Origin of the sequence: Xanthomonas sp. D-99, assembly GCF_017746145.1 — a bacterium.
Lineage (GTDB): Bacteria > Pseudomonadota > Gammaproteobacteria > Xanthomonadales > Xanthomonadaceae > Xanthomonas > Xanthomonas cissicola.
The window spans coordinates 71,447-97,665 of the sequence record NZ_JAGHWU010000005.1; the positions used below are offsets into that span (position 1 = coordinate 71,447).

24 protein-coding genes and 2 pseudogenes are annotated in these 26,219 nt (G+C 66.8%); 9 read left to right on the forward strand and 17 right to left on the reverse strand.

Annotation, left to right across the window (positions count from 1 at the left end; translation table 11 throughout):
* Positions 1–132: 132 nt before the first annotated feature.
* From J7360_RS02600 to J7360_RS02630, 8 genes and pseudogenes are all read right to left on the reverse strand, one after another.
* Positions 133–1,782, reverse strand: coding sequence for an ABC transporter ATP-binding protein (locus J7360_RS02600; protein WP_209033194.1), 1,650 nt, complete (start codon positions 1,780–1,782; stop codon positions 133–135).
* A complete protein-coding gene (locus J7360_RS02605) occupies positions 1,779–2,663 on the reverse strand; it encodes an ABC transporter permease (RefSeq protein WP_057660478.1) in 885 nt (294 codons plus the stop codon). Before J7360_RS02605 ends, J7360_RS02600 begins: the two co-directional genes overlap by 4 nt.
* Positions 2,660–3,637 (reverse strand): ABC transporter permease, encoded by a 978-nt coding sequence (locus J7360_RS02610; protein WP_022558356.1) that lies wholly within the window; start codon positions 3,635–3,637, stop codon positions 2,660–2,662. Before J7360_RS02610 ends, J7360_RS02605 begins: the two co-directional genes overlap by 4 nt.
* Positions 3,634–5,268 carry an ABC transporter substrate-binding protein gene (locus J7360_RS02615; RefSeq protein WP_209033195.1) on the reverse strand — a complete coding sequence of 545 codons (1,635 nt, stop codon included), beginning with the start codon at positions 5,266–5,268 and terminating at the stop codon, positions 3,634–3,636. Before J7360_RS02615 ends, J7360_RS02610 begins: the two co-directional genes overlap by 4 nt.
* The gene (locus tag J7360_RS21270; protein ID WP_007970942.1) at positions 5,265–5,879 is read right to left on the reverse strand and encodes a hypothetical protein; all 615 of its coding nucleotides are present in this window, start codon (positions 5,877–5,879) and stop codon (positions 5,265–5,267) included. Before J7360_RS21270 ends, J7360_RS02615 begins: the two co-directional genes overlap by 4 nt.
* Positions 5,880–5,952: 73 nt before the next feature.
* Positions 5,953–6,726 (reverse strand): annotated as a pseudogene (locus J7360_RS21275) (NtaA/DmoA family FMN-dependent monooxygenase); the annotation flags it as partial.
* Complete coding sequence (locus J7360_RS02625) at positions 6,723–8,015, reverse strand: acyl-CoA dehydrogenase family protein (RefSeq protein ID WP_022558355.1); 1,293 nt, start codon at positions 8,013–8,015, stop codon at positions 6,723–6,725. The gene J7360_RS02625 and the pseudogene J7360_RS21275, both read right to left, overlap by 4 nt.
* A gap of 398 nt (positions 8,016–8,413) precedes the next feature.
* Positions 8,414–10,525 (reverse strand): TonB-dependent receptor, encoded by a 2,112-nt coding sequence (locus J7360_RS02630; RefSeq protein WP_232782208.1) that lies wholly within the window; start codon positions 10,523–10,525, stop codon positions 8,414–8,416.
* Positions 10,526–10,567: 42 nt separating this feature from the next.
* Between J7360_RS02630 and J7360_RS02635 the strand changes: the two genes are divergently transcribed.
* The 8 genes and pseudogenes from J7360_RS02635 (at position 10,568) to J7360_RS02670 (ending at position 18,078) form a co-directional block, all read left to right on the forward strand.
* The gene (locus J7360_RS02635) at positions 10,568–10,846 is read left to right on the forward strand and encodes a hypothetical protein (RefSeq protein WP_176215008.1); all 279 of its coding nucleotides are present in this window, start codon (positions 10,568–10,570) and stop codon (positions 10,844–10,846) included.
* A gap of 172 nt (positions 10,847–11,018) precedes the next feature.
* Positions 11,019–11,582 carry an FMN reductase gene (gene msuE / locus J7360_RS02640; protein ID WP_007965781.1) on the forward strand — a complete coding sequence of 188 codons (564 nt, stop codon included), beginning with the start codon at positions 11,019–11,021 and terminating at the stop codon, positions 11,580–11,582.
* 209 nt (positions 11,583–11,791) lie between these two features.
* On the forward strand, positions 11,792–12,955 hold the full coding sequence (gene ssuD, locus J7360_RS02645; protein ID WP_057660487.1) for an FMNH2-dependent alkanesulfonate monooxygenase: 1,164 nt from the start codon (positions 11,792–11,794) through the stop codon (positions 12,953–12,955).
* An 11-nt stretch (positions 12,956–12,966) separates the two neighbouring features.
* Positions 12,967–13,971, forward strand: a complete 1,005-nt coding sequence (locus tag J7360_RS02650; RefSeq protein ID WP_209033200.1) for an aliphatic sulfonate ABC transporter substrate-binding protein — start codon at positions 12,967–12,969, stop codon at positions 13,969–13,971.
* An 8-nt stretch (positions 13,972–13,979) separates the two neighbouring features.
* Positions 13,980–14,833, forward strand: a pseudogene (locus tag J7360_RS02655) (ABC transporter permease).
* Positions 14,830–15,588 (forward strand): ABC transporter ATP-binding protein, encoded by a 759-nt coding sequence (locus tag J7360_RS02660; protein WP_022558351.1) that lies wholly within the window; start codon positions 14,830–14,832, stop codon positions 15,586–15,588. The pseudogene J7360_RS02655 and the gene J7360_RS02660 overlap by 4 nt, the downstream one beginning before the upstream one ends.
* 124 nt (positions 15,589–15,712) lie before the next feature.
* Positions 15,713–16,900 carry an acyl-CoA dehydrogenase family protein gene (locus J7360_RS02665; protein WP_007965791.1) on the forward strand — a complete coding sequence of 396 codons (1,188 nt, stop codon included), beginning with the start codon at positions 15,713–15,715 and terminating at the stop codon, positions 16,898–16,900.
* Between the two features lie 104 nt (positions 16,901–17,004).
* Positions 17,005–18,078 carry a sigma-54 dependent transcriptional regulator gene (locus J7360_RS02670; RefSeq protein WP_057660494.1) on the forward strand — a complete coding sequence of 358 codons (1,074 nt, stop codon included), beginning with the start codon at positions 17,005–17,007 and terminating at the stop codon, positions 18,076–18,078.
* A 111-nt stretch (positions 18,079–18,189) separates the two neighbouring features.
* On the opposite strand, the gene J7360_RS02675 is transcribed toward J7360_RS02670, so the two are convergent.
* From J7360_RS02675 to J7360_RS02710, 8 genes are all read right to left on the reverse strand, one after another.
* Complete coding sequence (locus J7360_RS02675; protein ID WP_007965795.1) at positions 18,190–18,684, reverse strand: dihydrofolate reductase; 495 nt, start codon at positions 18,682–18,684, stop codon at positions 18,190–18,192.
* Positions 18,681–18,968 carry a hypothetical protein gene (locus J7360_RS02680; protein WP_033481460.1) on the reverse strand — a complete coding sequence of 96 codons (288 nt, stop codon included), beginning with the start codon at positions 18,966–18,968 and terminating at the stop codon, positions 18,681–18,683. The genes J7360_RS02675 and J7360_RS02680 overlap by 4 nt, the downstream gene beginning before the upstream one ends.
* 53 nt (positions 18,969–19,021) lie before the next feature.
* Positions 19,022–19,816, reverse strand: coding sequence for a thymidylate synthase (locus J7360_RS02685; protein ID WP_007965797.1), 795 nt, complete (start codon positions 19,814–19,816; stop codon positions 19,022–19,024).
* Positions 19,813–20,703: a prolipoprotein diacylglyceryl transferase gene (lgt, locus tag J7360_RS02690; RefSeq protein ID WP_022558348.1), complete on the reverse strand. Its 891-nt coding sequence runs from the start codon at positions 20,701–20,703 to the stop codon at positions 19,813–19,815. Before lgt ends, J7360_RS02685 begins: the two co-directional genes overlap by 4 nt.
* Positions 20,704–20,756: 53 nt before the next feature.
* Positions 20,757–21,248 (reverse strand): TPM domain-containing protein, encoded by a 492-nt coding sequence (locus J7360_RS02695; protein ID WP_007972126.1) that lies wholly within the window; start codon positions 21,246–21,248, stop codon positions 20,757–20,759.
* Positions 21,248–22,141: a TPM domain-containing protein gene (locus J7360_RS02700; protein WP_057660497.1), complete on the reverse strand. Its 894-nt coding sequence runs from the start codon at positions 22,139–22,141 to the stop codon at positions 21,248–21,250. The genes J7360_RS02695 and J7360_RS02700 overlap by 1 nt, the downstream gene beginning before the upstream one ends.
* A gap of 336 nt (positions 22,142–22,477) precedes the next feature.
* On the reverse strand, positions 22,478–23,116 hold the full coding sequence (locus tag J7360_RS02705) for a LemA family protein (RefSeq protein WP_005910712.1): 639 nt from the start codon (positions 23,114–23,116) through the stop codon (positions 22,478–22,480).
* A gap of 94 nt (positions 23,117–23,210) precedes the next feature.
* Positions 23,211–23,591: a diacylglycerol kinase gene (locus J7360_RS02710; protein WP_005910722.1), complete on the reverse strand. Its 381-nt coding sequence runs from the start codon at positions 23,589–23,591 to the stop codon at positions 23,211–23,213.
* 182 nt (positions 23,592–23,773) lie between these two features.
* Here J7360_RS02710 and J7360_RS02715 point away from each other — a divergent pair, with 182 nt between their 5' ends.
* Positions 23,774–24,475 (forward strand): SGNH/GDSL hydrolase family protein, encoded by a 702-nt coding sequence (locus J7360_RS02715; protein ID WP_022558345.1) that lies wholly within the window; start codon positions 23,774–23,776, stop codon positions 24,473–24,475.
* 425 nt (positions 24,476–24,900) lie between these two features.
* Here J7360_RS02715 and J7360_RS02720 read toward each other — a convergent pair whose 3' ends face one another.
* On the reverse strand, positions 24,901–26,172 hold the full coding sequence (locus tag J7360_RS02720) for a HAMP domain-containing sensor histidine kinase (protein WP_057660502.1): 1,272 nt from the start codon (positions 26,170–26,172) through the stop codon (positions 24,901–24,903).
* Positions 26,173–26,219: the final 47 nt, after the last annotated feature.

The following is a 26,219-nucleotide window of genomic DNA, read 5'->3' on the forward strand; positions in this document are numbered from 1 at the left end:
CACGGGAGTGCTGGACGGCTTGCAAGCGATACCGCCTATCGGCCGGGTGCGGCCGCAGTTGCCGCGCTGTGCGTCGCACGTTGCAACGGCCCCGGCCGCCCGGGCCGCTCCGGAAGCAATGCCGGCCGCGTGTCAGGCCTGCCGCAATGCGTCGACTGGCGCTGGCAGACGCGGCATCGCCGCCAGCAACGCACGCGTGTAGGCCGAACGCGGCTGTGCGAACACCTGCTCGGCCGGTCCCGCCTCCTGGACCTGTCCGTGCCGCATCACCAGGATGTCGTGACTGACCTGACGGATCACACCGAGGTCGTGCGAGATGAAGAGGTAGGCCAGCCCCAGGTGTGCCTGCAGGTCCGCCAGCAGGTCGAGCACCTGCGCCTGGACCGATACGTCGAGTGCCGACACCGCTTCATCCAGCACGATCAGACGCGGCTCGGTGGCGATGGCGCGCGCGATCGCCACGCGCTGGCGCTGGCCACCGGAGAGCTGCAGCGGGAAGCGGCCGGCCAGCGCGGTACCGAGCCGTACCTGTTCGAGCAGCTCGGCGATCCGGGCGCGCTGTGCAGCACGCGGCAGGCCCACCGCATCCAGCGCGTCGCCGAGAATGCGGGCCACCGTCCAGCGGGGGTCGAACGAACTCAGCGGATCCTGGTAGACCGCACTGATCGCACGCCGCCACGGCCGACGTTGCGCTTCGGACACGCGTGCGGCAACGCTGCCGATCCAGGGCCGGCCGTTCAGCCGCACCTCGCCTGCATCCGCCTCGGTCAGGCCCAGGACCAGCCGTGCCAGGCTGCTTTTGCCGGAACCGGATTCGCCGACCACCCCCAGCGTGCGCCCGGCCTGCAACACCAGGTCGACCCCATCGACGGCCAGACGTGCCTCGCCATCCGGACCGCGATAGGCCTTGCGCAGGCCGCGCACCTCCAGCAACGGCGGTGCCGGTGCGTTGGCGGGCTCTGCGCCGGCCAGGGCAGTCGCAACGCGCGGCCCGCGGCCGCCGGGAATCGCCGCGAGCAGCGCACGCGTGTAGGCATGTGCCGGCCGCTGCAGCACCTGCGCAATCGGTCCCTGCTCGACCACCTCACCGTGGCGCAGCACCACCACCTCGTCGGCCAGTTGCGCGACCAAGGCCAGATCATGGCTGATGACCAGCAACGCGCCACCGCGTCGCTTGATCGCCTGCAAGGCCGCCAGCACCTGCACCTGCACGGTGGCGTCCAGTGCGGTGGTCGGCTCGTCGGCGATCAGAATGCCGGGTGCGTTGGCCAGCGCCGAGGCGATCAACGCGCGTTGGCGCAATCCGCCGGAAAGCTGGTCCGGGCGTTGCCGCGCGCGCAGCGCCGGTTCCGGCACACCGGCTTGTTGCAGCAGCTCCAGCACCCGATCGCGACGGCGTGCGCGATCGCCCCAGCCGTGTGCGGCCAATGCTTCCTCGATCTCGCGGCCGACCGGGCGCAGCGGGTCCAGCGATACCAGCGCGTCTTGCAGGACGAAGCCGATGTCCTTCCCGCGTAACCCCTGCCATTGCCGCTCGCTGTAACCGCGCAGATCGCGGCCGGCATGCGCCAGCACGCGCGCGCTGACCTGCGCGTGCGCACCGGCCAGGCCGACCAGGCTGCGCGCACTGACGCTCTTGCCCGAGCCGGATTCGCCGACCAGTGCCACCGCACGCCCCGGCGCCAGGCTGAAGGACAGCTCGCGCACCACCGTGAGCGCAGGCTGGCCGGGGCGGGCGAACATGACGGTGAGGCCATCCACGCGCAGCAGCGGCGTGCTCATGGGTTGCGTCCTTCCAGACGCCGCTGCAACCAGCGTCCGAGCACGCTGGTGGACAGCGTGGTGAGCACGATGAACACGCCCGGGAAGAAGCTCATCCACCAGGCCAGGGCGACGAAGTCGCGCCCCACCGACAGCAGGGTGCCCCACTCCGGCGCCGGTGGCGGCTTGCCCAGCCCGAGAAAACTCAGTGCCGACGCCCACACGATGATCTGGCCCACGCCCAGGGTCACCGTGACCAGCAGCGGCCGCATCGCATTGGGCAGGATGTGCTGCAGCACGATCCGCCACGGCCGATGGCCAAGCACGCGCGCCGCTTCCACGTAGCCGGAACCGCGCACCGCGAGCACCTGCCCACGCACCATGCGCGCATAGCCCGGCGCGCAGCCCAGGCCGGTCGCCACGATCACCGGGCCCAGCCCGGCGCCGAACACCGCCACCAGCAGCAAGGCCAGCACCAGCGACGGGAACGCGAACAGCACGTTCAAGGTGGCGCCGATGCAGCGATCGAGCAACCGCCCGCCGAGCCCGGCGGCCAGCCCCAGGGCGATGGCCACGCTCATCGCCAGGGCGGTGGCGGCCACCCCGATCGCCAGCGATTCGCGCGTGCCGTAGACCACGCGTGCCCACAGATCGCGGCCGGAGGCATCGGTGCCGAACCAGTGCGCCCAGCTCGGCGCCTGGAACGCCTGCCGCGGCGCCACCGCCAGCGGGTCGGCGCCGGCGAACAGCGCTGGCGCCAGCACCAGCGCGAGCAGCAAGCTGAGAAAGGCAGCCGCCAACGCGGGCCCGGGAGGCAGCGCGATCAGCCAGCGCAATGCGCCACGGACACGTGCGCACAGCGCGCAGGGAGGGAGCGCACGAGACAGCGTTGCGGTATTCATCGGGACTCTCCGGACAGACGCGGGTCGACCAGTCGCTGCAGGGCGTCGATCGACAGGTTGGCGATCACATAGACCGCCGCGATGAACAGCACGATGCCCATCGCCAGCGGCAGATCCTGCGCCTGCACCGCGTAGAACAGCTGCCGGCCAACGCCTTTGCGCGAGAAGATCACCTCGGTGACCACCGCACCGCTGATGGTGGCGCCGATTGCCCAGCCGGACAGACTCAGCCCCGGCAGCAAGGCATGCCGCAGGGCGTGACGCAGGCGAACGGCCCCCTCGCCCAGGCCGCGGGTGCGCGCCGACAACACGAACGGCTGTTCCAGCGCCAGCGCCATCGACTCGCGGGTGACCTGCGCCAGGAAGCCGGCCAGCGGCAACGCCAGCGTCAGTGCCGGCAGGATCAGGCTGCGCAGACCATCGCTGCCGGCCGGCGGCAGCACCCGCAGGCCGAACGCGAACACGGCCAGCAACACCAGTCCGAGCCAGAACTGCGGCAGTGCGGCGGCCACCGTTTCGAGCGTGGAAAACAGCCGGTCGCGCCAGCCGCGGCGCACGCTCGGCAGCACCGACGCCAACGCCAGCAGCCAGGCCAGCAGCAAGGCTGCGCCAGTCAGCTGCAGGGTCGCCCCGGCCTGCTCGCGCAGCACCTGCACCACCGGCAGGTGCTGGGAATAGGAAGTGCCCAGGTCGCCGTGCACCAGCCGGCCCAGGTGCGCCATGTACTGCCGGAGCAATGGCTGGTCGAGCCCATACTCGCGGCGTACCGCGGCCAGCGTCTCGGCGGTTGGATTCGCGCTGGAACCGCCCAGGATCGCCAGCGCCGGATCGCCCGGCATCAACCGCAACACCAGGAACAACAACGTGGCCGCAGCCCACAGCACCAGCGCAGCACCGAGCAGATGCATTGCCAGCGAGCGCAGCTGGCCCAGCCATGGGGCATGGCGGAATCTTCCGCTCGCGATCGCGTTCATTTGCTCACCCAGGCGTCGTACAGCGTGGTGACCTGCAGCGCTGGCTCCAGCGCCACGCCGTGCGCGGTCTTGTAGATACCCAGCCGCGTGCTCTGCGGATAGGTGGTGAGTTGCAGGAACTGGCCGGAGGCGATGCGCTGGGCCTGGTGGTAGAGCTGCGCGCGCTGCTGCGGGTCCTGGGTGGCCAGCGCCTGCGCCACCACCGCATCGAACTGCGCATCGGCAAAGCCTGCGCCATTCTGGTGGAAGCCGCCCTTGCCGCCGACCGGGGCCAGGAATTGCGAGCCGAAGATGATCCGCAGCACGTCGGCGGTATTGGTGTTCCAGTAGCCCACGCGCACGTCGTAGTCCCAGGCTGCCTGGCGCTGCTGCAAGAGCGCGTCGCTGAGCAGGTGCAGCCGTACCTCGAAACCGGTGCCGCGCGCGGTCGCCTGCACCTGCTCCCACAGCGTCTGTTCGGCCGGCCAGGTCTGGCTGCGCATCAGCACATCCACGCTCAGGCGGCGGCCGTTCTTGCTGCGGTAACCGGCGCCATCGCGCCGGGTCCAGCCGGCCTGATCGAGCAGGCGGTTGGCGCGTGCCGGGTCGTAGTCGGCGGCGTGTTCGAAGTCGGCGCTGTAGAACGGCGTGCCGGCACTGAGCGGGCCGCCGGCGCGCGCGAATTCGCCGAAGAACACGCTCTGCAGGGCGCCCTCGACATCGGCCGAGCGCAGGAAGGCCTCACGCACGCGGATATCGTCGAACGGCGCGCGGGTCAGGTTGAGCGTGCCGTTGGTGGGGTTGCCGGGCCGATTGGCAACTAATAGCGAGAGCTCGGGATTGATGCGCGCCGGCGCGTGCGCTTCGGGCGGCAGGGTGTCGATGACATCGACCTCGCCAGCCTGCAACGAGGCGAAGCGTACCGACGGTTCGGCGATGAATTTCCACACCACCCGATCCAGATAGGCCGGGCCGTTGTGGCGGGCGGTCGGCGGCGCCCAGGCATACTCCGGATTGCGCACCAGCACCAGCTGGTTCTGGCGGTCCCAGCGCTCCACCTTGAATGGCCCGGAGCCGACCGGCTGCTGACAGTTCTGCTCGCGCGAACGCGCCAGCGCGGCCGGCGACTGCAAGCCGAGAAACCCCTGCGCCATGACTTCCAGAAATGCCGCGTACGCACTGTCGAGATGCACGATTGCGGTATGCGTATCGACGATCTCGGTGCGGCGGTACTGGCGGATGTAGCCGCCGGCGGTGCTGGACTGGGTATGCGGATCGGCGATGTGGTCCAGGTTGGCCTTGAGCGCTTCGGCGGTGAACGGCGTGCCGTCGCTGAAGCGCACGTCCTCGCGCAGGTGGAAGGTGTAGGCGGTCCCGTCGGCGGAGACCTCCCAACTGCGCGCCAGCCACGGCCCGATCCGGCCCCGCGCATCCATCGATACCAGCGAGTCGAGATATTGGCGGGCCACGAATACCTGCGGCATGTCCCCCTGCACATACGGATCCAGGCAGGTCGGCTCGCGGTCGGTGGCGTAGATCAACGTGCCGCCCTGGCGCGGCACGCTGCCGGCGGCAGCCGCCGACGCCGCGGGTTGCTGGCGACAGCCGGCCAGTGCCAGCACCGCCAACGCCACGCCGAGCGACGCCTTCATCCGCCGCTCCCGGCTGCCGCCAACGGCGCCGGAAACCGCAGCGGCGGTGGCGGCACCTTGAGATTGGCGGGGTCGCGATAACGCGCACCGAAATGATCGTCCGGCAAGCGTGCCTGGCCTGCGCCGAACAGCCGTTCGCGCAGCGTCTCGCCATCGCGATACGTCTGGCGGAAGCGACCGCGCCGGCGCAGTTCCGGCACCACCAGTTCGATGAAATCGCGTGCGGTCTCGAACGACAGATACTGGCGCAGGTTGATGCCGTCGATGTCGTCTTCGTCGAGCCAGCGCTCGATGGTGTCGGCCACGCCGGTCGGCGTGCCGGCAACGAAATACCGCTCGCGGTCGAACGCCTCCAGCCGCGTCAGCACCTGTCCGACCGTCCACTGCGGGTCGAAGCCGGCCAGTACGCCACGGCCGATCCCGCTGGCGCTGCCCTTGCCGCGCCCGCCGACGAGTTCGCCGATCAACAGATCGCGAGGATAGGCCAGCAGATCGATGTCCGACTGTGCGTGCACCAGGCCGCCGCGCACGCTCATCAGCGCGCGGTAGCTGTCGAGTTTGGCCGCGACCTCTGCATCGGTCCGGCCGACGATCACCCCGGCCTGCACCACGAACCGGATCGCGCGCGGATCGCGCCCCCTGCGCTTCCACGCGCGCGCGGGTCTTGGCGATATTGGCGCGCACGTCGGCAGCGGTCAGCCCGCCGGTGAACACCACTTCGGCATGCCGCGCGGCGAATTCCAGCCCGGCCGCCGAGCCGGAAGCCTGGAACAGCAGCGGCGTGCGCTGCGGCGAAGGCTGGCTCAGATGCGGGCCGGCGACCTTGAAGTAGGCGCCGTGGTGATCGATCTGGCGCACCTTGGACGGATCGGTGTAGATGCGCCGCTCACGGTCCTGGATCACCGCATCGTCGTCCCACGAGCCTTCCCACAGCTTGTACAGCACGTCCAGGTATTCGTCGGCGATCTCGTAGCGTTGATCGTGCGGCACCTCGCCTTCCAGGCCGAAGTTGCGCGCCGCATTGGGCAGGTAGGAGGTCACGATGTTCCAGCCGACCCGGCCGCGGGTCAGGTGATCGAGGGTGCTCATGCGCCGCGCGAACGCGAACGGCGGCTCGTAGGTGGTGGAGAAGGTCGCGCCGAAGCCCAGATGCCTGGTCACCTGCGCCATCGCCGGGATCAACAGCAGCGGATCGTTGCTGGGAATCTGCACCGCCTCTTCCAGCGCGGCCTTCGCACCCTGGCCGAAGCTGTCGTAGGCGCCGATCACGTCGGCCAGGAAGATGCCGTCGAAGGTGCCGTATTCCAGCAGCTGTGCCAGCTCGGTCCAGTACTCCAGATTGTTGAACCGGTGCCGGTTGTTGTCCGGGTGCGCCCACATGCCGTGCACGATGTGACTGACGCAGTTCATCTCGAACAGGTTGACGTGCAATTGCTTGGGATCGGCATTGCCGCTCATGCAGTCGCTCCCGTCGACACGCTCGCATCTGCGCCGGCCGCGCTCTGGGATGTGGTGCCGGCGAACCACGCCTCGCGTGGACGACGACCGTTCAATCGCCAGTCGCCAAGCGCACGTTCGCGCAGGATCGCCGGGTTATGCGAGGCGATGGTGCGCGCGTTGCGCCAATGCCGGTCCAGCGCACGCTCACGCGCGGTCGCCGAGGCGCCACCGACCTCGAAGACCAACGTGCTGGCCTCCAGCACCAGTGGCAACACCACCTGCTGGCCGTGATAGGCGGCCAGATCGGCGGCGATGTAATCGGCCTCTGACGCGGTGCCGGCATGATGCGCGAGGTGGGCCTGCTGCAACGAGACGCCGACCTGCTCCACCACCGCCTCTGCAGCGAAGGCCAGGCTCGACAAGCGGCCGACCACCCGCTGCACCAGTGGATCGTCGGCCGGCCGCGTCTGCCCGGGCACGCCGAATACGCGGGTGCGGGCGCGCACGAATTCCACGCCATCGCGCAGCACCGCACGCGCGATCCCGGTCAAGGTCGCCAGGTGCACGCTCTGGTAGAACGCAGTGAGATAGTTGTCCGGCCGCGCCTGCCCGGCGGGATGGCGGTGCAGCACATGCTCGTCCTGCAGCCGCACCGCCCTGAAATGGGTGCTGCCGCTGCCGGTCAGGCGCTGGCCGAAGCCGTCCCAATCGTCGATCCGCGTCACCCCCTGAGCATCGGCAGGCACCGCGAGCGCGAGCTGGTCGCCACCGTCCACGGCGGCCGCCAGGATCCAGTCGGCGTAGAGCGTGCCGGTGGAATAGAACTTCTCGCCATCCAGCTGCCAATGCGCCCCGTCGCGACGCAGCGTCAGCGTGTTCTCGGTGGCCGGGCCGCGCTCGGCCATGGCCGCCCCGAAGAGCGCGCCGGCGGCCACGCGCGGAAACCAGCGCGCGCGTGATGCCGCATCGTCTGCAGTACTGCCGTACAGGCCTTCCACGAAGCCGAAATGCGCACGCAGGATCTGCGGCAGATTGGAATCGGCTTCGCCGAGCCGGGCCAATAGCCGCAGCAGCTGCGGCAGGCTCGCGCCGAGGCCGCCGTGGGCCTGCGGCACGCGCACGGCGCCGAAGCCGGCCGCCCGCAGCCAGGCAACCGGCTCATGGGCCAGGATGCGCTCGCGCTCGCGCGCCAGTGCGCCCTCGGCGATGCGCGCAAACACCGGATCGAAGCGCTGCGCCAGCGCCGCATCGGTCGGCGCGCCGAGCTGCGGCGACGTATCGGAGGGAAAGACAGCTTGAGCATTCATGGGGAGCTCCAAGGGGAGGGAATAGCGATCCAGGGGAGGGGGTGCCGGGATGCGTGCGGTCCCAGGCGTAACGCGTGGCCGGCGTGTTGGATTCCGCTGCGCGCCGGTGGTATGCGTGGCCTCATCGCAGTCCGCACGCCCATTGCGTGCCCATTGCCTGCCCATCGCATGCCCACGTCAGCAGGGACGGAGCTGCAGCAATTGCCGCGTCAACGCAACAATCTCCGCAATCAATTTCGATCATGACCTGGCGTAAGCCGCTGATCCAGCGTCCACACAGCAGCAAAATCCATTTACTGATAATCCCCGGAAATCACCTGATGGCATGCACATTTGCAACGACCTCGGAAACGCGACGGACACACGCGCTCATCGGCGACGGCAGGCAGCGGCCGCACTCAGAAGCGCAGCGATGCGCCGGCAAAAACGCTGAAACCGTCGCCGACATAGAACACATTGGAATCGCGCCCTTGCAGGTCGTAGGCGGTACTGGTGGCAGTGGCGTAATGTCTGTTCGCCAGGTTGCGTAGATCGACCCAGGCGCTCCAGCGCCCGCTCGGCAGGCCGTAACCGAGCTTGGCGCCCAGCAAGCCGTAACCGGGTGCCTTGAGCGTATTGGCGAAATCGACGTAATAGCTGGACGCTGCGCGCACATCGAGATGTGCATAAAATCCGCTGCCATGCGCATATTGCAACTCGGCCTGATAGACCTGCCGCGGCAGGCCGGGCAACGCATTCTGTGCGAACGCGGCATCGCGGCGGTAATGGAAGTCGTTGAGGGTATAGGCCTGGCGCAGGCTCAACCCGCTGCCATCGTCGCCGTCCCATACGCGCGTACTCAGCGAGGCCTCGATGCCCTGATGCACGGTCGGCCCGGCATTGGCGTTGGCCACCACCGCATCGGTACTGGCAGTGGCCTGCTGGGTCACCACGGTCAGCAGTTCGTCGTTGATCCAGGAGCGGTAGACGGTGAGGCTGCCATCGAAGATGCCGTGGCTACCGCGGACGCCCGCTTCGGCGGTGGTGGCTTTTTGCGGCACCAACGGCCGCGCGAACGGTGTGGCCACCCCGCCGCCGCTGATCTGCCAGGTGACCGGCGGATCGATCGAGCGGCTCACATTGGCGAACGCCTGCAGATCCGGCGTCAGCCGATAGCGCAACCCCAAGCGTGGGGCTGCGTACCATGTGTCCAATGCATAACGCTGCGGATACACGCTGGTATTGGCGGTGGTCGACTGCACCACGCGGACGTCCCGATCGATATTGATCAGCGACACGCCTGCCGACAGCCACGAGGACGCATCCAGTTGCAACTCGCCACCGAGCGTCAGCACGGTGTCGCGCGAGCCGGTGTAGCGCACCTCCTTGAGCAGGCGCCAGCTGTCGCGGTCGTGCGTGCGCGCATCGCCGAACGCCAGCCGCGTATCGCTCCAGGTCACGCTGGTGTCCAGGTTGCGGCCGAACAAGGTGTCGCCGCTGCGCAAGTAACGCACGCTGGTGTTGATGTCCGTCGATCGCCACAGGTTCGGCGTGGTGGAATAACGCCAGCTGTTGTAGAGCGGATAGTTGTTGAGGTCCACCCCCAGCTCCAGGCGCGCGTCGTCGTCGAAGACATAGGTGGTTTTGCTGCCCACCAGCGTGGTGCCGCCTTTCTTGCGGCCATAGGGGGCCGGGTTGGCACGCGAGCCGCTGTTGATCTGCGCCAGCGTCAGCGTGCCGCCGTTGATCAACTCTTCTTCGCGGTAACGCAGCAGCAGGCGCGTATCCAGGCGCGGGCCGAAGCGATAGCCAAGATTGGCGACCAGTTCGCGGCCGTTGGTGTCGGTGAGGTCCTGGTAGCCGTCACGGCTGTTGTGCAGCAGCGACACGTACCAATCGAAATTTCCTGCCACACCGCCGTTGCTGATCTGCTGCTTGCGATAGCCGTAGCTCCCCCCCTCCACCCGCAGATATGTTCCCGGCGAGGTCTGCCCGGTGTGGGTGACGAAGTTGATCGCGCCGCCAAGACTGGTGGCCGCATATTGAAAGGCGTTGGCGCCGTAAAGCACTTCGGTGTAATTCACTCCGGCGATGCTGAGCAGATCTTCCTGGGTTCCCCCGGGGCCGGTGATCGGCAGACCGTCGAACAGGAACTTGGTGCCCAGCACGTAGCCGCCATAAAAAGTATTCAAGCCGGAGCCGCGAATGGAGATCTTGGCGGCCGCGTTGCCGCTGGTGGACTGCGCGAACACGCCCGGCTGGAAGGCCAGCACGTCTTCGGCGCTGGCAGCGCGCCCGCGTTCCACTTGCTCGTTGTCCACCAGCGCCGTGTTGCCGGCAACCGTCTGCAGGGCTTGCTCGGCTTGCGCCTGCTCCGGCTTGCGCTCGGCCTTGATCGTCACTGCCTGCAACGTGTGCACCTGTGCATCGGTCTCGGCATCGGTCGGCTGCGCTTGCGCCGGCAGCTGCGCCGAGGCGGCCATCACCCAGGCAATTGCCGAGTACAGCACTGCGCGTGTGTTCGTGGACATCGTGTTCTCCGCTTGATCGTCTGCGCATCGTGGCGCGGCTGGATGCTGCACACGCACATCGCGTGCCAGCGACGCGCCAATGCCGTCGCGCATGGAATCACGCGCAAAATGCCGTCGATAACGCTCAACATCGTGCCTGCAGCGCGGCGAAATGCTGATTCGATGTTTCCCCACCAACATTTTTCGCGCGGTCATGTCCGCGCGCACTATCGTCATGCCGCAAACGCCATGAGCAACGCCTGGCGCAAGCCGAAAAACCCAGGATTTCAGGGTTTTTTCATCAGGTCATTCTCAAATCTGATAAGCGATCGGCGCATTTGAGCGCCCTGTGCCATTGCCATGTCCTCCGCCGTGCAGTCAGATGGAATGCCTCGCTGTCGGCACACGAACAGCCTGCAGCTGCCAGCGTGTGTTTGCGCAGCAACACCATCGGTGTGCGGGCGCCACGCAGGGTCGCGCGACCGCCCGCCATCGTCATTACAGGATTCTCCGCATGCGCAGTCCGTTGAATGTCGTCGCTGTTTCCGGCAGCACCTCGCGCCCATCGCGCAGCCTGGCATTAGCCGAGGCGACCCTAGCCGAACTCGGGCAGCGCGTGGCAATCAGGCCAAGCATCATCCAGCTGGGCGATATCGCCCGGCCGCTGGGTGCCGCCCTGTGGCGCAGCGAGTTGGGCGAGGCCGCCGAGCAGGCGCTGCGCCAGATCGAATCGGCCGACCTGCTGCTGGTGGTCGCACCGGTGTATCGCGGCTCGTATCCGGGCTTGCTCAAGCATCTGTTCGACCTGATCGATATCAACGCGTTGATCGATACACCGATCCTGCTCGCGGCAACCGGCGGCAGCGAACGGCATGCACTGGTGATCGATCACCAACTGCGCCCGCTGTTTTCGTTCTTCCAGGCGGTGACCCTGCCGATCGGCATCTACGCCACCGAGACGGATTTCCACGAGTATCGCGTGGTCAACCCTGCCGTGCGCCAGCGCATCGAGCTGGCCGCAGAGCGCGCCGCTGGCGTGCTTGGCGCGCGCACCGATGCATTGTTGCGCATTGCCTGACTGCACGCTGCAGATGCAGATGCAGATGCAGATGCACGTACAGGATGCGGACTTTTTCGAACCACGGGACCACCCAATCGCCGCAACTGCCGGTGCCCCAGAAGACAACCGCCTGGTCGAAACGGAACACGCTTGCAACGAACTCCCCATTCAATCCCTGCACATGATGTGCGGGCTGCTGCGATGGACGCGCATGACCGAGACCCACCATGGACATGTTCTGGTTCATCCCCACCCACGGCGATAGCCGCTACCTGGGCACCAGCGATGGCGCACGCCAGGTCAGCGCCGAATACGTCACCCAGGTGGCGGTCGCCGCCGATACGCTGGGCTATGAGGGTGTACTGATTCCGACCGGGCGTTCCTGCGAGGATCCGTGGGTCATCGCATCGAGTCTGATCAATGCGACGCGTCGGCTGAAGTTTCTGGTCGCGCTGCGTCCCGGCCTGATGGCGCCCGCGCTCGCCGCGCGCACGGCGGCCAGCTTCGACCGCCTCTCCGGCGGGCGCCTGCTGGTGAACCTGGTCACCGGCGGCGACCGCGGCGAACTGGAAGGCGATGGCGTCTTTCTGGACCACGCAGAACGCTATGAAGCATCAGCAGAATTCATCCGCATCTGGCGCGAGATCATCGCCCACAGCCATAGCGGCGAGAGCTACGACTTCGACGGCAAACATCTGCAGGTGAAGGCGGCCAAGCTGTTGTATCCCACCGTGCAGAGGCCGTATCCGCCGGTGTGGTTCGGTGGCTCTTCCGACGCTGCGCACTATCTGGCGGCCGAGCAGGTCGATACCTATCTGACCTGGGGCGAACCACCGGATGCGGTTGCGGAAAAGATCGCCTCGGTCCGCAGCAAGGCCGCGGCGCTCGGGCGCACGCTGACCTTCGGCATCCGCCTGCACGTGATTGTGCGCGAGACCGAGGCAGAAGCGTGGGCGGCGGCCGAGTCACTGATCAGCCATCTGGACGACGAAACGGTGGAACGCGCGCAGAGTGCATTTGCGCGCATGGATTCGGTCGGCCAGCGACGCATGGCCGCACTGCACAGCCGCGGTCAACGCCGTACCCGCGCCGATCTGGAAGTCAGCCCCAACCTGTGGGCTGGCGTCGGCCTGGTGCGTGGTGGCGCCGGCACCGCGCTGGTGGGCGATCCGCAGACCGTGGCCAAGCGGATCGAAGAATATGCCGCGCTCGGCATCGATACCTTCATCTTCTCGGGCTACCCGCATCTGGAAGAAGCCTACCGTTTCGCCGAGCTGGTATTCCCGCTGCTGCCGCGCACGCTCAAGCAAAAACTTCCTGGCCAGGCACTGAGCGGGCCCTTCGGCGAAGTCATCGCCAACACCATCGTGCCGCGCGCTTCGGCGCGCTGACGGGAGCACTCATGAAGCGACGCAACCTGCTCAAATTCGGAACCCTCGCCGGCGTCACGCTCGGCGCCCCGCCGCTGCTGTCCGGCACCGCCTTCGCGCAAGCCAAGGGTGCAGTACCCGAACAACTGCGCATGGACTACGCGTATTACTCGCCGACTTCGCTGGTGCTCAAACACTTCGGCTGGCTGGAGGAAACGCTCAAGGCGCAGGGCACCCAGGTCAAGTGGGTGCTGTCGGCCGGCAGCAACCGCGCGCTGGAATATCTGGGCGGCAACAGCATCGACTTCGGCAGCACCGCTGGCCTGGCCTCGCTGCTGGCGCGCGCCAGAGGCAATCCGATCAAGGCCGTGTATATCTACTCGCGCCCGGAATGGATCGCGCTGGCGGTCGGCAGGAATTCGCCGATCCGGCAGCTGACCGAACTCAAAGGCAAACGCATCGCCGCCACCAAGGGCACCGACGCCTACCTGTTCCTGCTGCGCGCGCTGCGGCAGGCCGGGTTGAGCAAGAGTGCGGTGGATATCGTGCATCTGCAGCATCCCGACGGACGCACTGCACTGGAACGCGGCGATGTGGACGCGTGGTCCGGCCTGGACCCGCACCTGGCCGCAAGCCAGATCGAGGCCGGCTCGCGCTTGATCTACCGCAACACCGCCTTCAATTCGCGCGGCTTCTTGAATGTCAGCGAGACGTTCGCCTCCGCGTACCCCGAGCAGATTCCGCTGGTGATCCAGGCCTACGAAAAAGCACGCCAGTGGGCGATCGCGCACCCGGGCGAACTGGCCGCGCTGATCGCCGCCGAGGCCCGGCTGTCGCCCCAGGTGGCCACGCTGCAGCTGCAACGCACCGACCTGCGCAATCCGGTCATTGGTCCGGAAGAGAGGGCGGCGCTGCAGAGCGCCGCGCCGATCCTGCTCGAAGAGGGCCTGGTCCGTCCCGGCACCGATCTGGGCAAGGTGCTGGCTGCGCTGATCGATCCCAGCTACGCCAAGCGCGCAGGCGTGGCGCAGGCCTGAGCACGACGATGAACGACACCTCCTTGCGCGTTTCCGCCTCCGTGGCCGGCACCCCGCCGCAACCGCGCCTCAGGCTGCCCGCCAGCAGCCTGGGCTGGCTACTGCCGCTGATCTTCTTCGCCGGACTCGAACTCGCCTCGGCGCTGGGCTGGACACCGAGTTACCTGCTGCCGCCGCCCAGCCAGATCCTGCGCACGCTTGCCGACGAGGCAAACCGCGGACTGGCCAGTCATGTTGGCGCCAGTGTGTTGCGGGTGCTGGCGGGCTTCTCCATCGGCGCCGGGCTCGGCCTGCTGGTCGGCGTGGCGGTGGGCCTGAGCCGCTGGCTGGAACGCCTGCTCGACCCCAGCTTCCAGGCGCTGCGCGCAGTGCCCAGCCTGGCCTGGGTGCCGTTGCTGCTGCTGTGGATGGGCATCGACGAAGCGCCCAAGATCACCCTGATCGCCATCGGCGCGTTTTTTTTCCCGTGTATCTGGGCGTGGTCAGCGGCCTGCGCCAGGTCGACCGCACGCTGGTGGAGCTGGGCGAAAGCTACGGGCTGTCCAAACCACGCCTGGTGCGGCGCATCCTGCTGCCGGCGGCGCTGCCGTCCATCTTCACCGGGCTGCGCACCAGCCTGAGTCTGGCCTGGATGTTCCTGGTTGCCGCCGAGCTGATCGCTGCCACCCGCGGGCTGGGTTATCTGCTGAGCGACGGGCGCGAAACCTCGCGACCGGACATCGTGATCGGCGCCATCGTATTGCTCGCACTGCTCGGCAAACTCAGCGATGGCCTACTCAAGAGCATCGAATCGCGCACCTTGCGCTGGCGCGACAACCTGCAGAATCGCAGCGCGTCCGGCCACCCTGGGAGCCCTACGTGAGCAGCTCCGGCCTGCAGCTGCACATCGCCGGCAAACGTTTCGGCACCCGCCAGGTGCTGCGCGATATCGACCTGCAGCTGGCACCCGGCGAGATCGTCAGCTTGATCGGCGCCAGCGGCTGCGGCAAAAGCACCCTGTTGCGTATCCTGGCCGGCCTGGAACGCGACTACGCCGGCGAGGTGGCGCTGGATGGTGCCCGCGTGCGTGGCGTGGACCGGCAGATCGGCTTCATCTTCCAGGAGCCGCGGCTACTGCCGTGGCTGGATGTAGCCGCCAATGTCGCTTTCGCCGACGAGGCCGATCTATCGCCGGCGGCCGCGCGGCAATCTGCGCGCGTGCAGCAGTTGCTGGCCCAGGTCGGCCTGCTGGATTACGCAACCGCGCTGCCCAAACAGCTGTCCGGCGGCCAGGCGCAGCGCGTGGCGCTGGCACGCGGGCTGTACCGGCAACCGCGCGTGCTGCTGCTCGACGAACCCTTCAGCGCGGTGGATGCCTTCACCCGCATCAAGCTGCAGGACCTGCTGCTGCGCCTGGCCGGCGAACATGGCTTCAGCGTGCTGCTGGTCACCCACGACATCGACGAAGCGGTCTACCTGAGCGACCGCGTCATCGTCATCGGTGGCCAGCCCGGAACGATCGCGCATGCACAGCGTCTGGAGATGCCGCGTCCGCGCAATCGCCAGGCGCATGAGGCGGCGCTGCGGCAGGCCCGCCAGGACCTGCTTGCGGCCTTGCACAGCCTCCATGTGTTCTGAGCGCTGGCCGGCGCTGGAATGCCTTCCGGGATACGGCATGCCCAGCTGGCGATCTTCCGCACGACGTGCCGACCATTGTCCGGTCAGCGCCCCACTCCTTCGCATCTGCACAAGGCCACCGCGCATGACCAGCCGCCAACCGCAACCGACCCTGCTCAATCCGCTGCAGACCGCCCAGCGCCTGGCGGCCGGGTTCGCCGACACCGCGATCGAGCGCGATGCGCGCGGCGGCACTCCCAAGGCCGAGCGCGATGCATTGCGCGCCAGCGGCCTGCTGGCGCTCAGCATTCCGGTGCAGTACGGCGGCCTGGGCGCCAGCTGGAGCGAGGTGCTGCAGGTCGTGCGCACCTTCGCCAAGGTCGACAGCTCCATCGCGCATGTGTTCGGCTTCCATCATCTGATGCTCGCCACCGTGCGGCTGTTTGGCCAGCCCGCGCAGTGGCAGCCGTGGCTGGAGCAGACCGCGCGCAAGCAGTGGTTCTGGGGCAATGCGCTCAACCCCCTGGATACCCGCACCGTCGCCGTGCAATGCGAAGGCTGGCGCGAATTTTCCGGCAGAAAGAGTTTCTGTTCCGGCGCCATCGATTCGCAGATGCTGATCGCCTCGGCCCTGGACGAGCGCAGCGGCAACTTGTTGATCGGTGCGATTCCCACCGCGCGCAGCGGCATCACGCTCGGCCACGATTGGGACAACATCGGCCAGCGCCAGACCGACAGCGGCAGCACCACCTTCGAGCGCGTCCGCGTGGAAGAAAGCGAGCTACTGCTGGATCCCGGTCCGTTGAGCACTCCGTTCGCCTGTCTGCGCCCACTGATCGCGCAGTTGCTGTTCGCGCATCTGTTCCTGGGGATTGCCGAGGGCGCATTCGAGGAAGCGCGCAGCTACACCCTGGGCGAAGCCCGCGCCTGGCACCGCTCCGGGGTCGAACAAGCCAGCGAAGACCCCTACATCCTGGCCCATTACGGCGAGTTCTGGCTGGGCCTGGAAAGCGCCCGACTGCTGACCGAACGCGCTGCCGGATTGCTCGACGCCGCCTGGCGCAAGGAGCATGCGCTCGGCCGCGACGAGCGCGCGCAAGTCGCCTTGGCGGTGGCCGCCGCCAAGGTCGCCACCACACGCGTCGGGCTGGAGGTGTGCAGCAAACTCTTCGAGGTCACCGGCGCGCGTGCCACGCATGCAGCGCTGCGGCTGGACCGCTACTGGCGCAACCTGCGCACCCAGACGCTGCACGATCCGGTCGATTACAAGCTGCGCGAACTTGGCGAATGGGCGCTGCGGCACCAGCCACCCACTCCCAGTTTCTATTCCTGAGCCAGACGATGCGTCACCTGCATTTCCGACTCGGACCTCGCGTCCCGCCGTGTTGAACCGACGCCGCCTCGCGCCCTTTTCTCCCCCACGCACGAGCCCGTCCCATGTCCGAGGTCCGCTTGCTCACCCTGCCTGCAGCGCAGCAACACGTGCTCACCGGCAACGCCGTGCGCGCCACCGCGCACGTGTTCGAAGACCCGTCTTCCCAGGCATTGCTGACGCACCTCGAACGGGTTGCGCCGAGCGAGGCCAGCGTGCTGATCGTCGGCGAATCCGGCACCGGCAAAGAGCTGGTCGCACGTCACATCCATCATCGCAGCGCGCGGGCCCGCCATCCGTTCGTAGCGGTCAACTGCGGCGCCTTCAGCGAGTCGCTGGTCGATGCCGAACTGTTCGGGCATGAGAAAGGTGCGTTCACCGGCGCCCTCAGCGCCAAGGCCGGCTGGTTCGAGGAGGCCAACGGCGGCACCTTGTTTCTGGATGAAATCGGCGACCTGCCGATGCCGATCCAGGTCAAGCTGCTGCGCGTACTGCAGGAGCGCGAAGTGGTACGGCTGGGCTCGCGCCGCAGCGTGCCGATCGATGTGCGCGTACTGGCCGCCACCAACGTGCCGCTGGACCACGCCATCCAGCATGGATATTTCCGCCAGGACCTGTTCTATCGCCTCAACGTGGTGGGCGTGGAGCTCAAGCCGCTGCGCGAACGCCCCGGCGACATTCCGCCGCTGATCCGCCACTTCGTCGATATCTACAGCCAGCGCCTGGGACACGGCCGCGTGACCATCAGCGCGGATGCCGAGCACCTGTTGGTCGAGTACCCGTGGCCAGGCAATATCCGCGAGCTGGAGAACGTCATCCACCACACCTTGCTGATCCACCGCGACGGCGTGGTGCGCGCCGAAGACATCCGCCTGTCGCAACTGCGCTTGCCAGGCCAGGCAGGCGGCGACCCGCACGAAGACGGCCAGGCCCTGCTCGAACGCGCCTTCGACAGCCTGTTCGAAAGCGCCGGTGGCGCGCTGCATGCGACGGTGGAAGATCAACTGTTCCGTGCCGCGTATCGGCACTGCCACCACAACCAGGTCAAGACTGCCGCGCTGCTGGGGCTGAGCCGCAACATCGTGCGCGCGCGGCTGATCGAACTGGGCGAGCTGGTGGTGAACAAACGCCTGGGGTAGTCACGCCTGGCTGCTTGCGAGACGACGCTGCGCATAGCACGGCTCACATGACGCGCTGCTACGGTGCGGTCACCGCAGACGCAGCGCGCTTCGGTCGCTCACGCAAGGGCGTCAACGCCGCCGATAGTCCACATAGTCGAATGCGAACGCATGCCGGGCATCGGCCGCGTGCGATTCGCGCTGCACGGCCTCCCACAGCGCAGGATCGATCGGCGGGAAATGCGTATCGGCGCCATCCACTACCGTGTCTACTTCAGTCACCGCCAGCAGATCGGCACGTTGCATGGTCAGCCGATACACCTCGCCGCCGCCGATCACGCACAGCTCCTGCGCGCCATCCTGCGCAGCGCGCTCGATCGCCTGTTCCACCGATGCCACCGCATGCATGCCCTCGAACGGCACCTGCCCCGAACGCGTCAGCACCAGATTCACTCGCCCCGGCAACGCACGCCCCAGCGATTGCGCCGTTTTGCGCCCCATCAGGATCGGCTTGCCCAGCGTCAGCGACTTGAAGCGTTTGAGATCGTCCGGCAATTTCCACGGCAGATCGTTATCGCGGCCGATGGCGTTGTTGCGGTCGAAGGCGACGATCAGGGTCAGTTTCATCGGTCCGGATACAGCGTGTCGTAGATCTTCATCGCGGCGTGCCGGCCCATCATGCCAAGGCAGAAAGCCGCAAGGTACAACAGGGCAATCACCGCCAGCGCCGCCGAAGACTGCCCACCGAAGACGTTCGTCAGCTGCAGGGGTTCACCCTTGTACAAGGCAATACCGAAAAAGCCGATCGGTGCGATGAGCAGGATGCTCGTGAGATTCACCAACAGGCTGGCCTGCATTGCCATCAGCGAATCAGCCAGTTTTTCCCGTGCCTTGATCGAATGCTTGGCCATCACAGTGCTGTCGTCTCAAGTGGATACCAGCGGACCATGCCGCAACTCGCTCGTCACACCGCCACCGGCGCCTTGATCGCCGGATGCGGGTCGTAGCCTTCGATGGCGATGTCTTCGAAGCGGAACGCGAACAGGTCGGTGACCTCGGGATTCAGACGCAAGGTGGGCAGCGCGCGCGGTGCGCGCGTCAGCTGCTCGCGCGCCTGCTCGAAGTGATTGGAATACAGGTGCGCATCGCCCAGCGTGTGCACGAAATCGCCAACGCCCAGGCCGGTGGCCTGCGCCACCATGTGCGTCAGCAGCGCATAGCTGGCGATATTGAACGGCACGCCCAGAAAGATGTCGCCGCTGCGCTGATAAAGCTGGCAACTGAGCTTGCCGTTCACCACGTAGAACTGGAACAGGCTGTGGCACGGCATCAGCGCCATCTGCGGCAGCTCGCCGACATTCCAGGCGCTGATCACCAGACGACGCGAATCCGGGTTGCGCCTGATCTCATCCACCAGCCACTGCATCTGGTCGATCTCGACACCGTCCGGGCCACTCCAGCGCCGCCACTGCTTGCCGTACACCGGACCGAGATCGCCATTGTCGTCGGCCCATTCGTCCCAGATGCGCACCTGGTTGTCGCTGAGGTAGCCGATATTGGTGTCGCCCTTCAGGAACCACAGCAACTCATGGATGATCGAGCGCAGGTGCAGCTTCTTGGTGGTCACCAACGGAAAGCCGTCGTTGAGATCGAAGCGCATCTGCCAGCCGAACACGCTGCGCGTGCCGGTACCGGTGCGGTCGGACTTCTCTGCGCCGTGTTCCAGCACGTGCTGCAACAACTCCAGATACGGCTTCACTTGGCAGCCTCCACGCCCACGATCACCGGCAGCACCGGCTGCAACACCGGCGCGCGACGCGACATCGCCAGCAACACCAGGCCGACCGCAATCAACGGCAGGCTCAGAATCTGGCCCATCGTCAGCCAGTTGAAGGCCAGGTAGCCGATCGGCGCGTCGGGTACGCGCACGAATTCGACGATGAAACGGAACACGCCATACAGCAATGCGAACAGGCCGGAGACCGCATACCGTGCGCGCGGCTTCATCGAGAACGTCCACAACACCACGAACATCACTACCCCTTCCAGCGCAGCTTCATAGAGCTGCGAGGGGTGGCGTGCGAACTGATTCAAGGCGCCAGCGGCGTACTGCGCCTGGATCTGCGCGGGCAAGCGGTCGGCCAGCTCCGGCGCATGCGGAAAGATCACGCCCCAGCCGGCCTGGGTGAATTTTCCCCACAATTCGCCGCCGACGAAATTGCCGAGCCTCCCGAAACCAAGACCCAGCGGCACCAGCGGGGCGACAAAGTCCATCACATCGAAGAAGTGCAACCGGTGCTTGCGCGCCCACAACCAGCAAGCGATCAACACGCCAAGCAGGCCACCGTGGAAGCTCATGCCGCCTTCCCAGACCTTGAACAGGATCAGCGGGTTGGCCAGGAAGGTCTCGAACGCATAGAACAGCATGTAGCCGATGCGCCCGCCCAACACCACGCCAAGCATGCCGTAGAACAGCAGGTCGGAAAAACCATCCATGTCTACCCCGGGCAGGCGACCGCGCAGGATGCGCGAACGGCCCAGGGCCCAGGCCGAGAAAAACGCCGCCAAGTACATCAAGCCGTACCAGTGCACCTGCACCGGGCCGAGCGAGAAGGCGATGGGGTCGATGGCGTGCAGATAGATCATGCGGACCGCGTATCACGTAGAGCGAGGCCGCTATTCTGACACCTCGCACGCGCTCAACCTAAAATCCGCGGCCGGTCAGGTAGCTCGTCTTCATGCTGCGCCCCGTCACTGGCCGGGAAATGTTCGGCCAACAACTCGGTCACCGCCTCGATGCCGGCCAGGACAGCCGCTTCGTGCTGGCCTTCGCGCAGAAACTGCTGCATGCGCCGGCACACTTCTGCCCAACGCGCTTCCGGCACCCGGCTGCGCAGGCCGCGGTCCGCCACCACCTCGATGGCGTGGTCGGCCAGCAGCAGGTAAATCAGCACCCCGTTGTTGGCTTCGGTATCCCAGGTCCGCAGCTGGGCGAAGGCCTGCTCGGCGCGCTGCCGCGCGCTGTGCCCGCGCCACAACGCCTCCAGTGGCAGGTCGGCCTCGACCGCGACCATGATCTGGCCGGTGTGCGAGCGCTCGCTGGCCGTCACCGCCGCCGCAATGGCGTCCATGCATGCGGCTGGAAATGTGCGCTGCGCCGAGGGCGCGAAGATATGCCTGAGCCACCGCATTACCAGCTCCCCGAGGCGCCACCGCCTCCTGATGACCCGCCGCCACCGCCCCAGCCACCACCGCCGCCGAAACCGCCACGGCCGCCGCCGCCAAATCCACCGAAGCCGCCGCCGCCCCAACCGCCGCCGCCGACAAAGCGGCCCGGCGAGCCGGAGGACAGGCCCGCCAGCAAGCCGATCACCGCCGCACCCGCGCTGGCGAACAGCAACGACGTCAATAGCAATGCCGCACCGCCGGCGGCAACGCCGGTCAGCACGGCGCGCAGCGGGCGCGGCAGCGCGCCCAGGATGCCGCGCGCCACCATGGCCACTACCAAGCCGATGAACAGCGCCATGATCCAGCCGCCGCCGCCCGCGCCGTTGCCGCCCTCGGCATGCCCGCTGACCGGCGCCGGCAGGGCCTCGCCTTCGATCAGGCCGGCCAGGGTTGCGGTCGCCGCCGCGATGCCGCCAGCGTAATCGCCCTCACGGAAGCGCGGCGCCAGATACTCCTGGATGATGCGGTTGGCAGTGATGTCCGGAATGGCGCCTTCCAGGCCGTAACCCGGCTGGATGCGGACGCGACGGTCGTCCTTGGCCACCAGCAGCAGCACGCCGTCGTCCACGCCCTTGCGGCCGATCTTCCATTGGTCGAACACGCGCTGGGTGTATTGCTCGATCGCTTCCGGCTGCGTGGTCGGCACGATCAAGATCTGCAGCTGCGCGCCCTTGCGCTGCTGCAAGGCCAGCGCCTGTTGCTCGAGTTGCTGGATCTGCCCCGCATCCAGGGTGCCGGTGACGTCGACCACCGGCGAGCGCAGCGGCGGGATGGCAGCCAACTCCTGCGCCAGCAACGACGCCGGCAACAGCAACAACGCCATCATCCACACCACTCGCAAAGCCATTCGCCGCATTGCCAACTCCTAGGTGATGCGCGCCGATCGTCGATCAACGCTGGGTTTTGCCAAGCCCTCTCCCTGCGCGACAATGCCTCCTACAGAGAGAGGATTTGCCCGAAGCGAAGCCACGGGTGGTTGGGACGATTACAAGGCCTGGCACCGTCCCCTCACCCAACCGCTTTCCCCGATGGAAGAGCGGCTTGCTCTCGCCTCAAACGTCCTGTTGGTGTGGTCCGCAGATCGTGCTGATGTGCCGCTTGGCATGCGTTGCTTTGGCTTGTGCCTGTGCGTCTTTCGACAGCGCGTGCTGCGCTTGCTGGCGACGACCGCACAGGCACGCACCGCCGCTGATTACTGCGCAGGCTGCGGCGCGGGTTGTTGCTGCGGCGTCTGCTGTGGCGCCTGCTGCGTGCCGAAATCCACCTGCGGAGCGCGCGAGATCTGCGCTTCGTTTTCCACGCTGAAATTGGGCTTGGGCTGGTATCCGAAGATCTTGGCCGTGATCACCTGCGGAAACGAGCGGATGTAGGTGTTGTAGTCCTGCACGGTCTGGATATAGCGGCCACGCGCCACGGTAATACGGTTCTCGGTGCCTTCCAGCTGCACCTGCAGGTCGCGGAACGACTGGTCCGACTTGAGCTGCGGATAGTTTTCGCTGACCACCAACAACCGCGACAGCGCGCTACCCAGCTCGCCTTGCGCCTGCTGGAACTGCTTCAACGACGCTTCGTCATCGGCGTTGACCTGGATCTGGCCGACGCGCGCGCGCGCATTGGTCACTTCGGTCAGGACCTGGCGTTCCTGCTGGGCGTAGCCCTGCACGGTGCGTACCAGGTTGGGAATCAGATCGGCGCGGCGCTGATACTGATTGAGCACCTCCGACCAACCGGCCTTGACGCCCTCTTCCTTCTGCTGGATCGCGTTATAGCCGCAACCGGACAGCGACGCGGTCAGGATCAGCAACACCAGGGCGCGAATCAGGACAGGCATGCAGGCGATTCCGTTGGAAGAGAGCCCGAGCATGCCACGTGCCAAGTCAAGCCCGCATGCACACGCCCCTGACCGGTTCCCTGCCCACCGTGCGTCACCACAGCCGCGGCAGCAGGATCAATCCCCAGCACAACAGCACATTGATCAGCAGCACGAATACCGCGGCCGAGCCCATGTCCTTGGCACGCCCGGCCAATACGTGGTGTTCCGGGCCGTAGCGTTCGATCACCGCTTCGATGGCCGAGTTCAGCAGTTCGGCAGCCAGCACGATCAACAGTGGTGCAATCAGTGCAATGCGCTCGAGTCCCGACTGCCCGAGCCACAGACCGAGCGGTACCAGCACCGCCGCCAGACAGACCTCCAGACGGAACGAGGATTCGTGCAGCCACGCCGCGCGCAATCCCTGCCATGACCAGATCGCCGCCTTGAGCATGCGGCGCGGGCCGCGCGGAACGTGCCCCAATTGATCGGCCATGCGTCAGTGCGTCCTGCCGCATGGGCGAAGAAGGGAACAAGTCGAACGCATGGCATTGTCGCTGCTGGGGAAAGTGCGAATCTTGCACCGTGGCGCCCCGCCCCGCCAGCTGCCGGCAGGTTTGCCCTCAGCTTCCAGCCTGGCGCACCATGGGAGCCCGCTTCACTGTCGAAGGTTCCTGCATGACCATCCATCGCCTGCGCAGCGTGCTGTGCGCCCTAGCCTTTCTGTCCGGCCATGTGCACGCCGACGCCCTGCACACCGCTCCGGCGGTGCCGGCGCAGGTCTCCAATGCCGCTTGGGAAGAAGACATGCAACGCTTCGCCGAAAGCGACGCGCGTCAGCCGCCGCCCAAGCACGGCATCGTGTTCGTCGGCAGCTCATCGATCCGGTTCTGGGAGACATTGGCACAGGATTTCCCTGGCAAGCCGGTGATCAATCGCGGTTTCGGCGGCTCGGAAGTGCGCGACAGCACCTGGTACGCAGACCGCATCGTGATTCCATACGCGCCACGCCAGGTGGTGCTGTACGCCGGCGACAACGACCTCAACAGCGGCCGCACGCCCGAACAGGTGCGCGATGACGTGCTGGCATTCGTGGCACGTGTACGCCGCGACCTGCCCGAGGCACGCATCAGCTATCTGTCGATCAAGCCCAGCCCGTCGCGCGCGCAACTGCTGCCGGCCGTGATCACGGCCAACCGCCTGATCAAGGACGCGCTAGCCCCGCTGCCGCATGTGGACTTCGTGGACATCTATACGCCGATGCTCGATGCCAGCGGCAAGCCGCGCGCAGAACTGTTCCGCGCCGACAGGCTGCATATGACGGCCGATGGGTACGCGATCTGGCGCAAGGTCGTGGCACCGGTATTGGAACAACGCTAGAACACAACCGAGCCGATCCGGCGCCTGTCGCCGGATCGCCGGTCTGCAGGTGAGACGTTGGCTGCCGCTCCAGGGCAGCACGTTGCATCGTGGCGGCAAACTGCCGGGTGGCGGCAAACTGCCGGTCCTGTCCCACACAACTGACGTAGGCGTCTGCGATTAAGGCCCGCGGCGACCGCGTTGGCGGTGCGCGAGCGATGCCAGGCCTCTGCAACGTCGCCAAACACGCCGCAAGCGCGTACGCGTCGCGCGCTGCACTGTTGACGCCACGTTGCGCGTTCCGGCTGCCGAGCAGGAAACATAGCGGGCCACGCGGTTATCCAATACCCGTGCGGCAGCCGTTCGTCGTTTCCTGCCATCGCTGCCTGACTACTTGGCCGGCAGCAAGGCGTCATCAGCACGCGCCAGGACCACCGAATGCCGCCTCAGGCGACGACCACCGCCACGGACGTACCGACGCCGGCTTCGCTCTGCAGTTCGATACGCCAGCCGAAGCGATCGCACAGCCGACGGACGATCGACAGGCCAAGCCCAGTGCCTTGCGGGCGGGTGGGGTCGGCGCGGAAGAACGGCTCGAACGCGCGTGCCCGCGCTTCTTCGCTCATGCCAATGCCGGTATCGCGGACCACGATGCGGTCGTGTGTCACCTCGACCTCGATGCTGCCGGTATCGGTGTAAGCGCAGGCGTTGCGCAACAGATTGCTGAGCACCACTCGCATCACCCTGGGCGGGGCGAACATCTGAAGGCTGCGGTCGCCGACCATGCGCAACGACACCGGTTTATCGCCAAGCAGCTCACGCGCGCTTTTCAGTTCTTCGCTGGCAAGCTCGGCCACATCGAAGTTTTCGCTCTGCGGGTCGATCTCGGCTTCGCGTGCCAGGATCAGGAACGCATCGATCACCGCCTCCATATCGTGGCCGGCGCGCTGGATGCGGCGCAGGCTGCGCTGCGTGCGCGCGGACAATTCGTCGTCGGCCAAGGCCATGTCGCTGGCCACGCGAATCACCGTGAGCGGAGTGCGCAATTCATGGCTGGCATCGCGGGTGAAGTTGCGTTCGCGCGCAACATGCTCGCTGACGCGCAGCCCCAGCGCATGCAGCGCGGCGGCCAGCTGGCGCGTTTCGCCCTGCAGTTCGGCAGGCAGCCGCTCCGGAGCCAGTTCGTCCACATCCGGGTTGCGCGGGTCCCAATGCGACACGCGCCGGGCCAGCCAGCTGATCGGCGAGACCAGCCGCTTGGAAACCCGGTAGGTGAACCAGGACACGCCATAGATCGCCACCAACACCACAATCGCCGGCACCACACCGAACCACAACGTCAGATGCGCCGCGCGCGAGCGCGGAAACACCAGATACAGCCGCCCCTCCGGGCGTTGATCGACATACACCAGCGCATCGGCGGCAGCCACTTCGCTGAAGCCCGGAGACAGGTGACGCAGCGCGGCTGGAGCGGCCTCGGCGGCGGTACCGGTGGGCAAAAAATATCCCTGGATGTTGCGCGTATTCGGCGGCCGGTTGTCCGGCGCGCTCTTTTGCATCTGCCAGAAATGCACGGCCTCGTCGGCGAGCACGGTGCGCACCAGGCTGTATTTGATAACGAACGACACCAAGTACCCGGCTAGCACAAGCGCCAGGCTCGCCAGCGCGACCTGCAGCAGGAAGGCGAGACGTATTTTTCTCGGGAGCCCGTGTGGCATTGCTGCATCCAGGGAAGTGCGCCGGAGTATAGGCAACACTTCCGTGA

Bases quoted from the DNA above. Each gene is read 5' to 3' on its own strand.
- J7360_RS02600 (WP_209033194.1), bottom strand. From the start codon at position 1,782: ATGAGCACGCCGCTGCTGCGCGTGGATGGCCTCACCGTCATGTTCGCC.
- J7360_RS02605 (WP_057660478.1), bottom strand. From the start codon at position 2,663: ATGAATACCGCAACGCTGTCTCGTGCGCTCCCTCCCTGCGCGCTGTGC.
- J7360_RS02610 (WP_022558356.1), bottom strand. From the start codon at position 3,637: ATGAACGCGATCGCGAGCGGAAGATTCCGCCATGCCCCATGGCTGGGC.
- J7360_RS02615 (WP_209033195.1), bottom strand. From the start codon at position 5,268: ATGAAGGCGTCGCTCGGCGTGGCGTTGGCGGTGCTGGCACTGGCCGGC.
- J7360_RS02625 (WP_022558355.1), bottom strand. From the start codon at position 8,015: ATGAATGCTCAAGCTGTCTTTCCCTCCGATACGTCGCCGCAGCTCGGC.
- J7360_RS02630 (WP_232782208.1), bottom strand. From the start codon at position 10,525: ATGTCCACGAACACACGCGCAGTGCTGTACTCGGCAATTGCCTGGGTG.
- J7360_RS02635 (WP_176215008.1), top strand. From the start codon at position 10,568: ATGCTGCACACGCACATCGCGTGCCAGCGACGCGCCAATGCCGTCGCG.
- msuE (WP_007965781.1), top strand. From the start codon at position 11,019: ATGCGCAGTCCGTTGAATGTCGTCGCTGTTTCCGGCAGCACCTCGCGC.
- ssuD (WP_057660487.1), top strand. From the start codon at position 11,792: ATGGACATGTTCTGGTTCATCCCCACCCACGGCGATAGCCGCTACCTG.
- J7360_RS02650 (WP_209033200.1), top strand. From the start codon at position 12,967: ATGAAGCGACGCAACCTGCTCAAATTCGGAACCCTCGCCGGCGTCACG.
- J7360_RS02665 (WP_007965791.1), top strand. From the start codon at position 15,713: ATGACCAGCCGCCAACCGCAACCGACCCTGCTCAATCCGCTGCAGACC.
- J7360_RS02670 (WP_057660494.1), top strand. From the start codon at position 17,005: ATGTCCGAGGTCCGCTTGCTCACCCTGCCTGCAGCGCAGCAACACGTG.
- J7360_RS02675 (WP_007965795.1), bottom strand. From the start codon at position 18,684: ATGAAACTGACCCTGATCGTCGCCTTCGACCGCAACAACGCCATCGGC.
- J7360_RS02680 (WP_033481460.1), bottom strand. From the start codon at position 18,968: ATGGCCAAGCATTCGATCAAGGCACGGGAAAAACTGGCTGATTCGCTG.
- lgt (WP_022558348.1), bottom strand. From the start codon at position 20,703: ATGATCTATCTGCACGCCATCGACCCCATCGCCTTCTCGCTCGGCCCG.
- J7360_RS02695 (WP_007972126.1), bottom strand. From the start codon at position 21,248: ATGCGGTGGCTCAGGCATATCTTCGCGCCCTCGGCGCAGCGCACATTT.
- J7360_RS02700 (WP_057660497.1), bottom strand. From the start codon at position 22,141: ATGCGGCGAATGGCTTTGCGAGTGGTGTGGATGATGGCGTTGTTGCTG.
- J7360_RS02705 (WP_005910712.1), bottom strand. From the start codon at position 23,116: ATGCCTGTCCTGATTCGCGCCCTGGTGTTGCTGATCCTGACCGCGTCG.
- J7360_RS02710 (WP_005910722.1), bottom strand. From the start codon at position 23,591: ATGGCCGATCAATTGGGGCACGTTCCGCGCGGCCCGCGCCGCATGCTC.
- J7360_RS02715 (WP_022558345.1), top strand. From the start codon at position 23,774: ATGACCATCCATCGCCTGCGCAGCGTGCTGTGCGCCCTAGCCTTTCTG.
- J7360_RS02720 (WP_057660502.1), bottom strand. From the start codon at position 26,172: ATGCCACACGGGCTCCCGAGAAAAATACGTCTCGCCTTCCTGCTGCAG.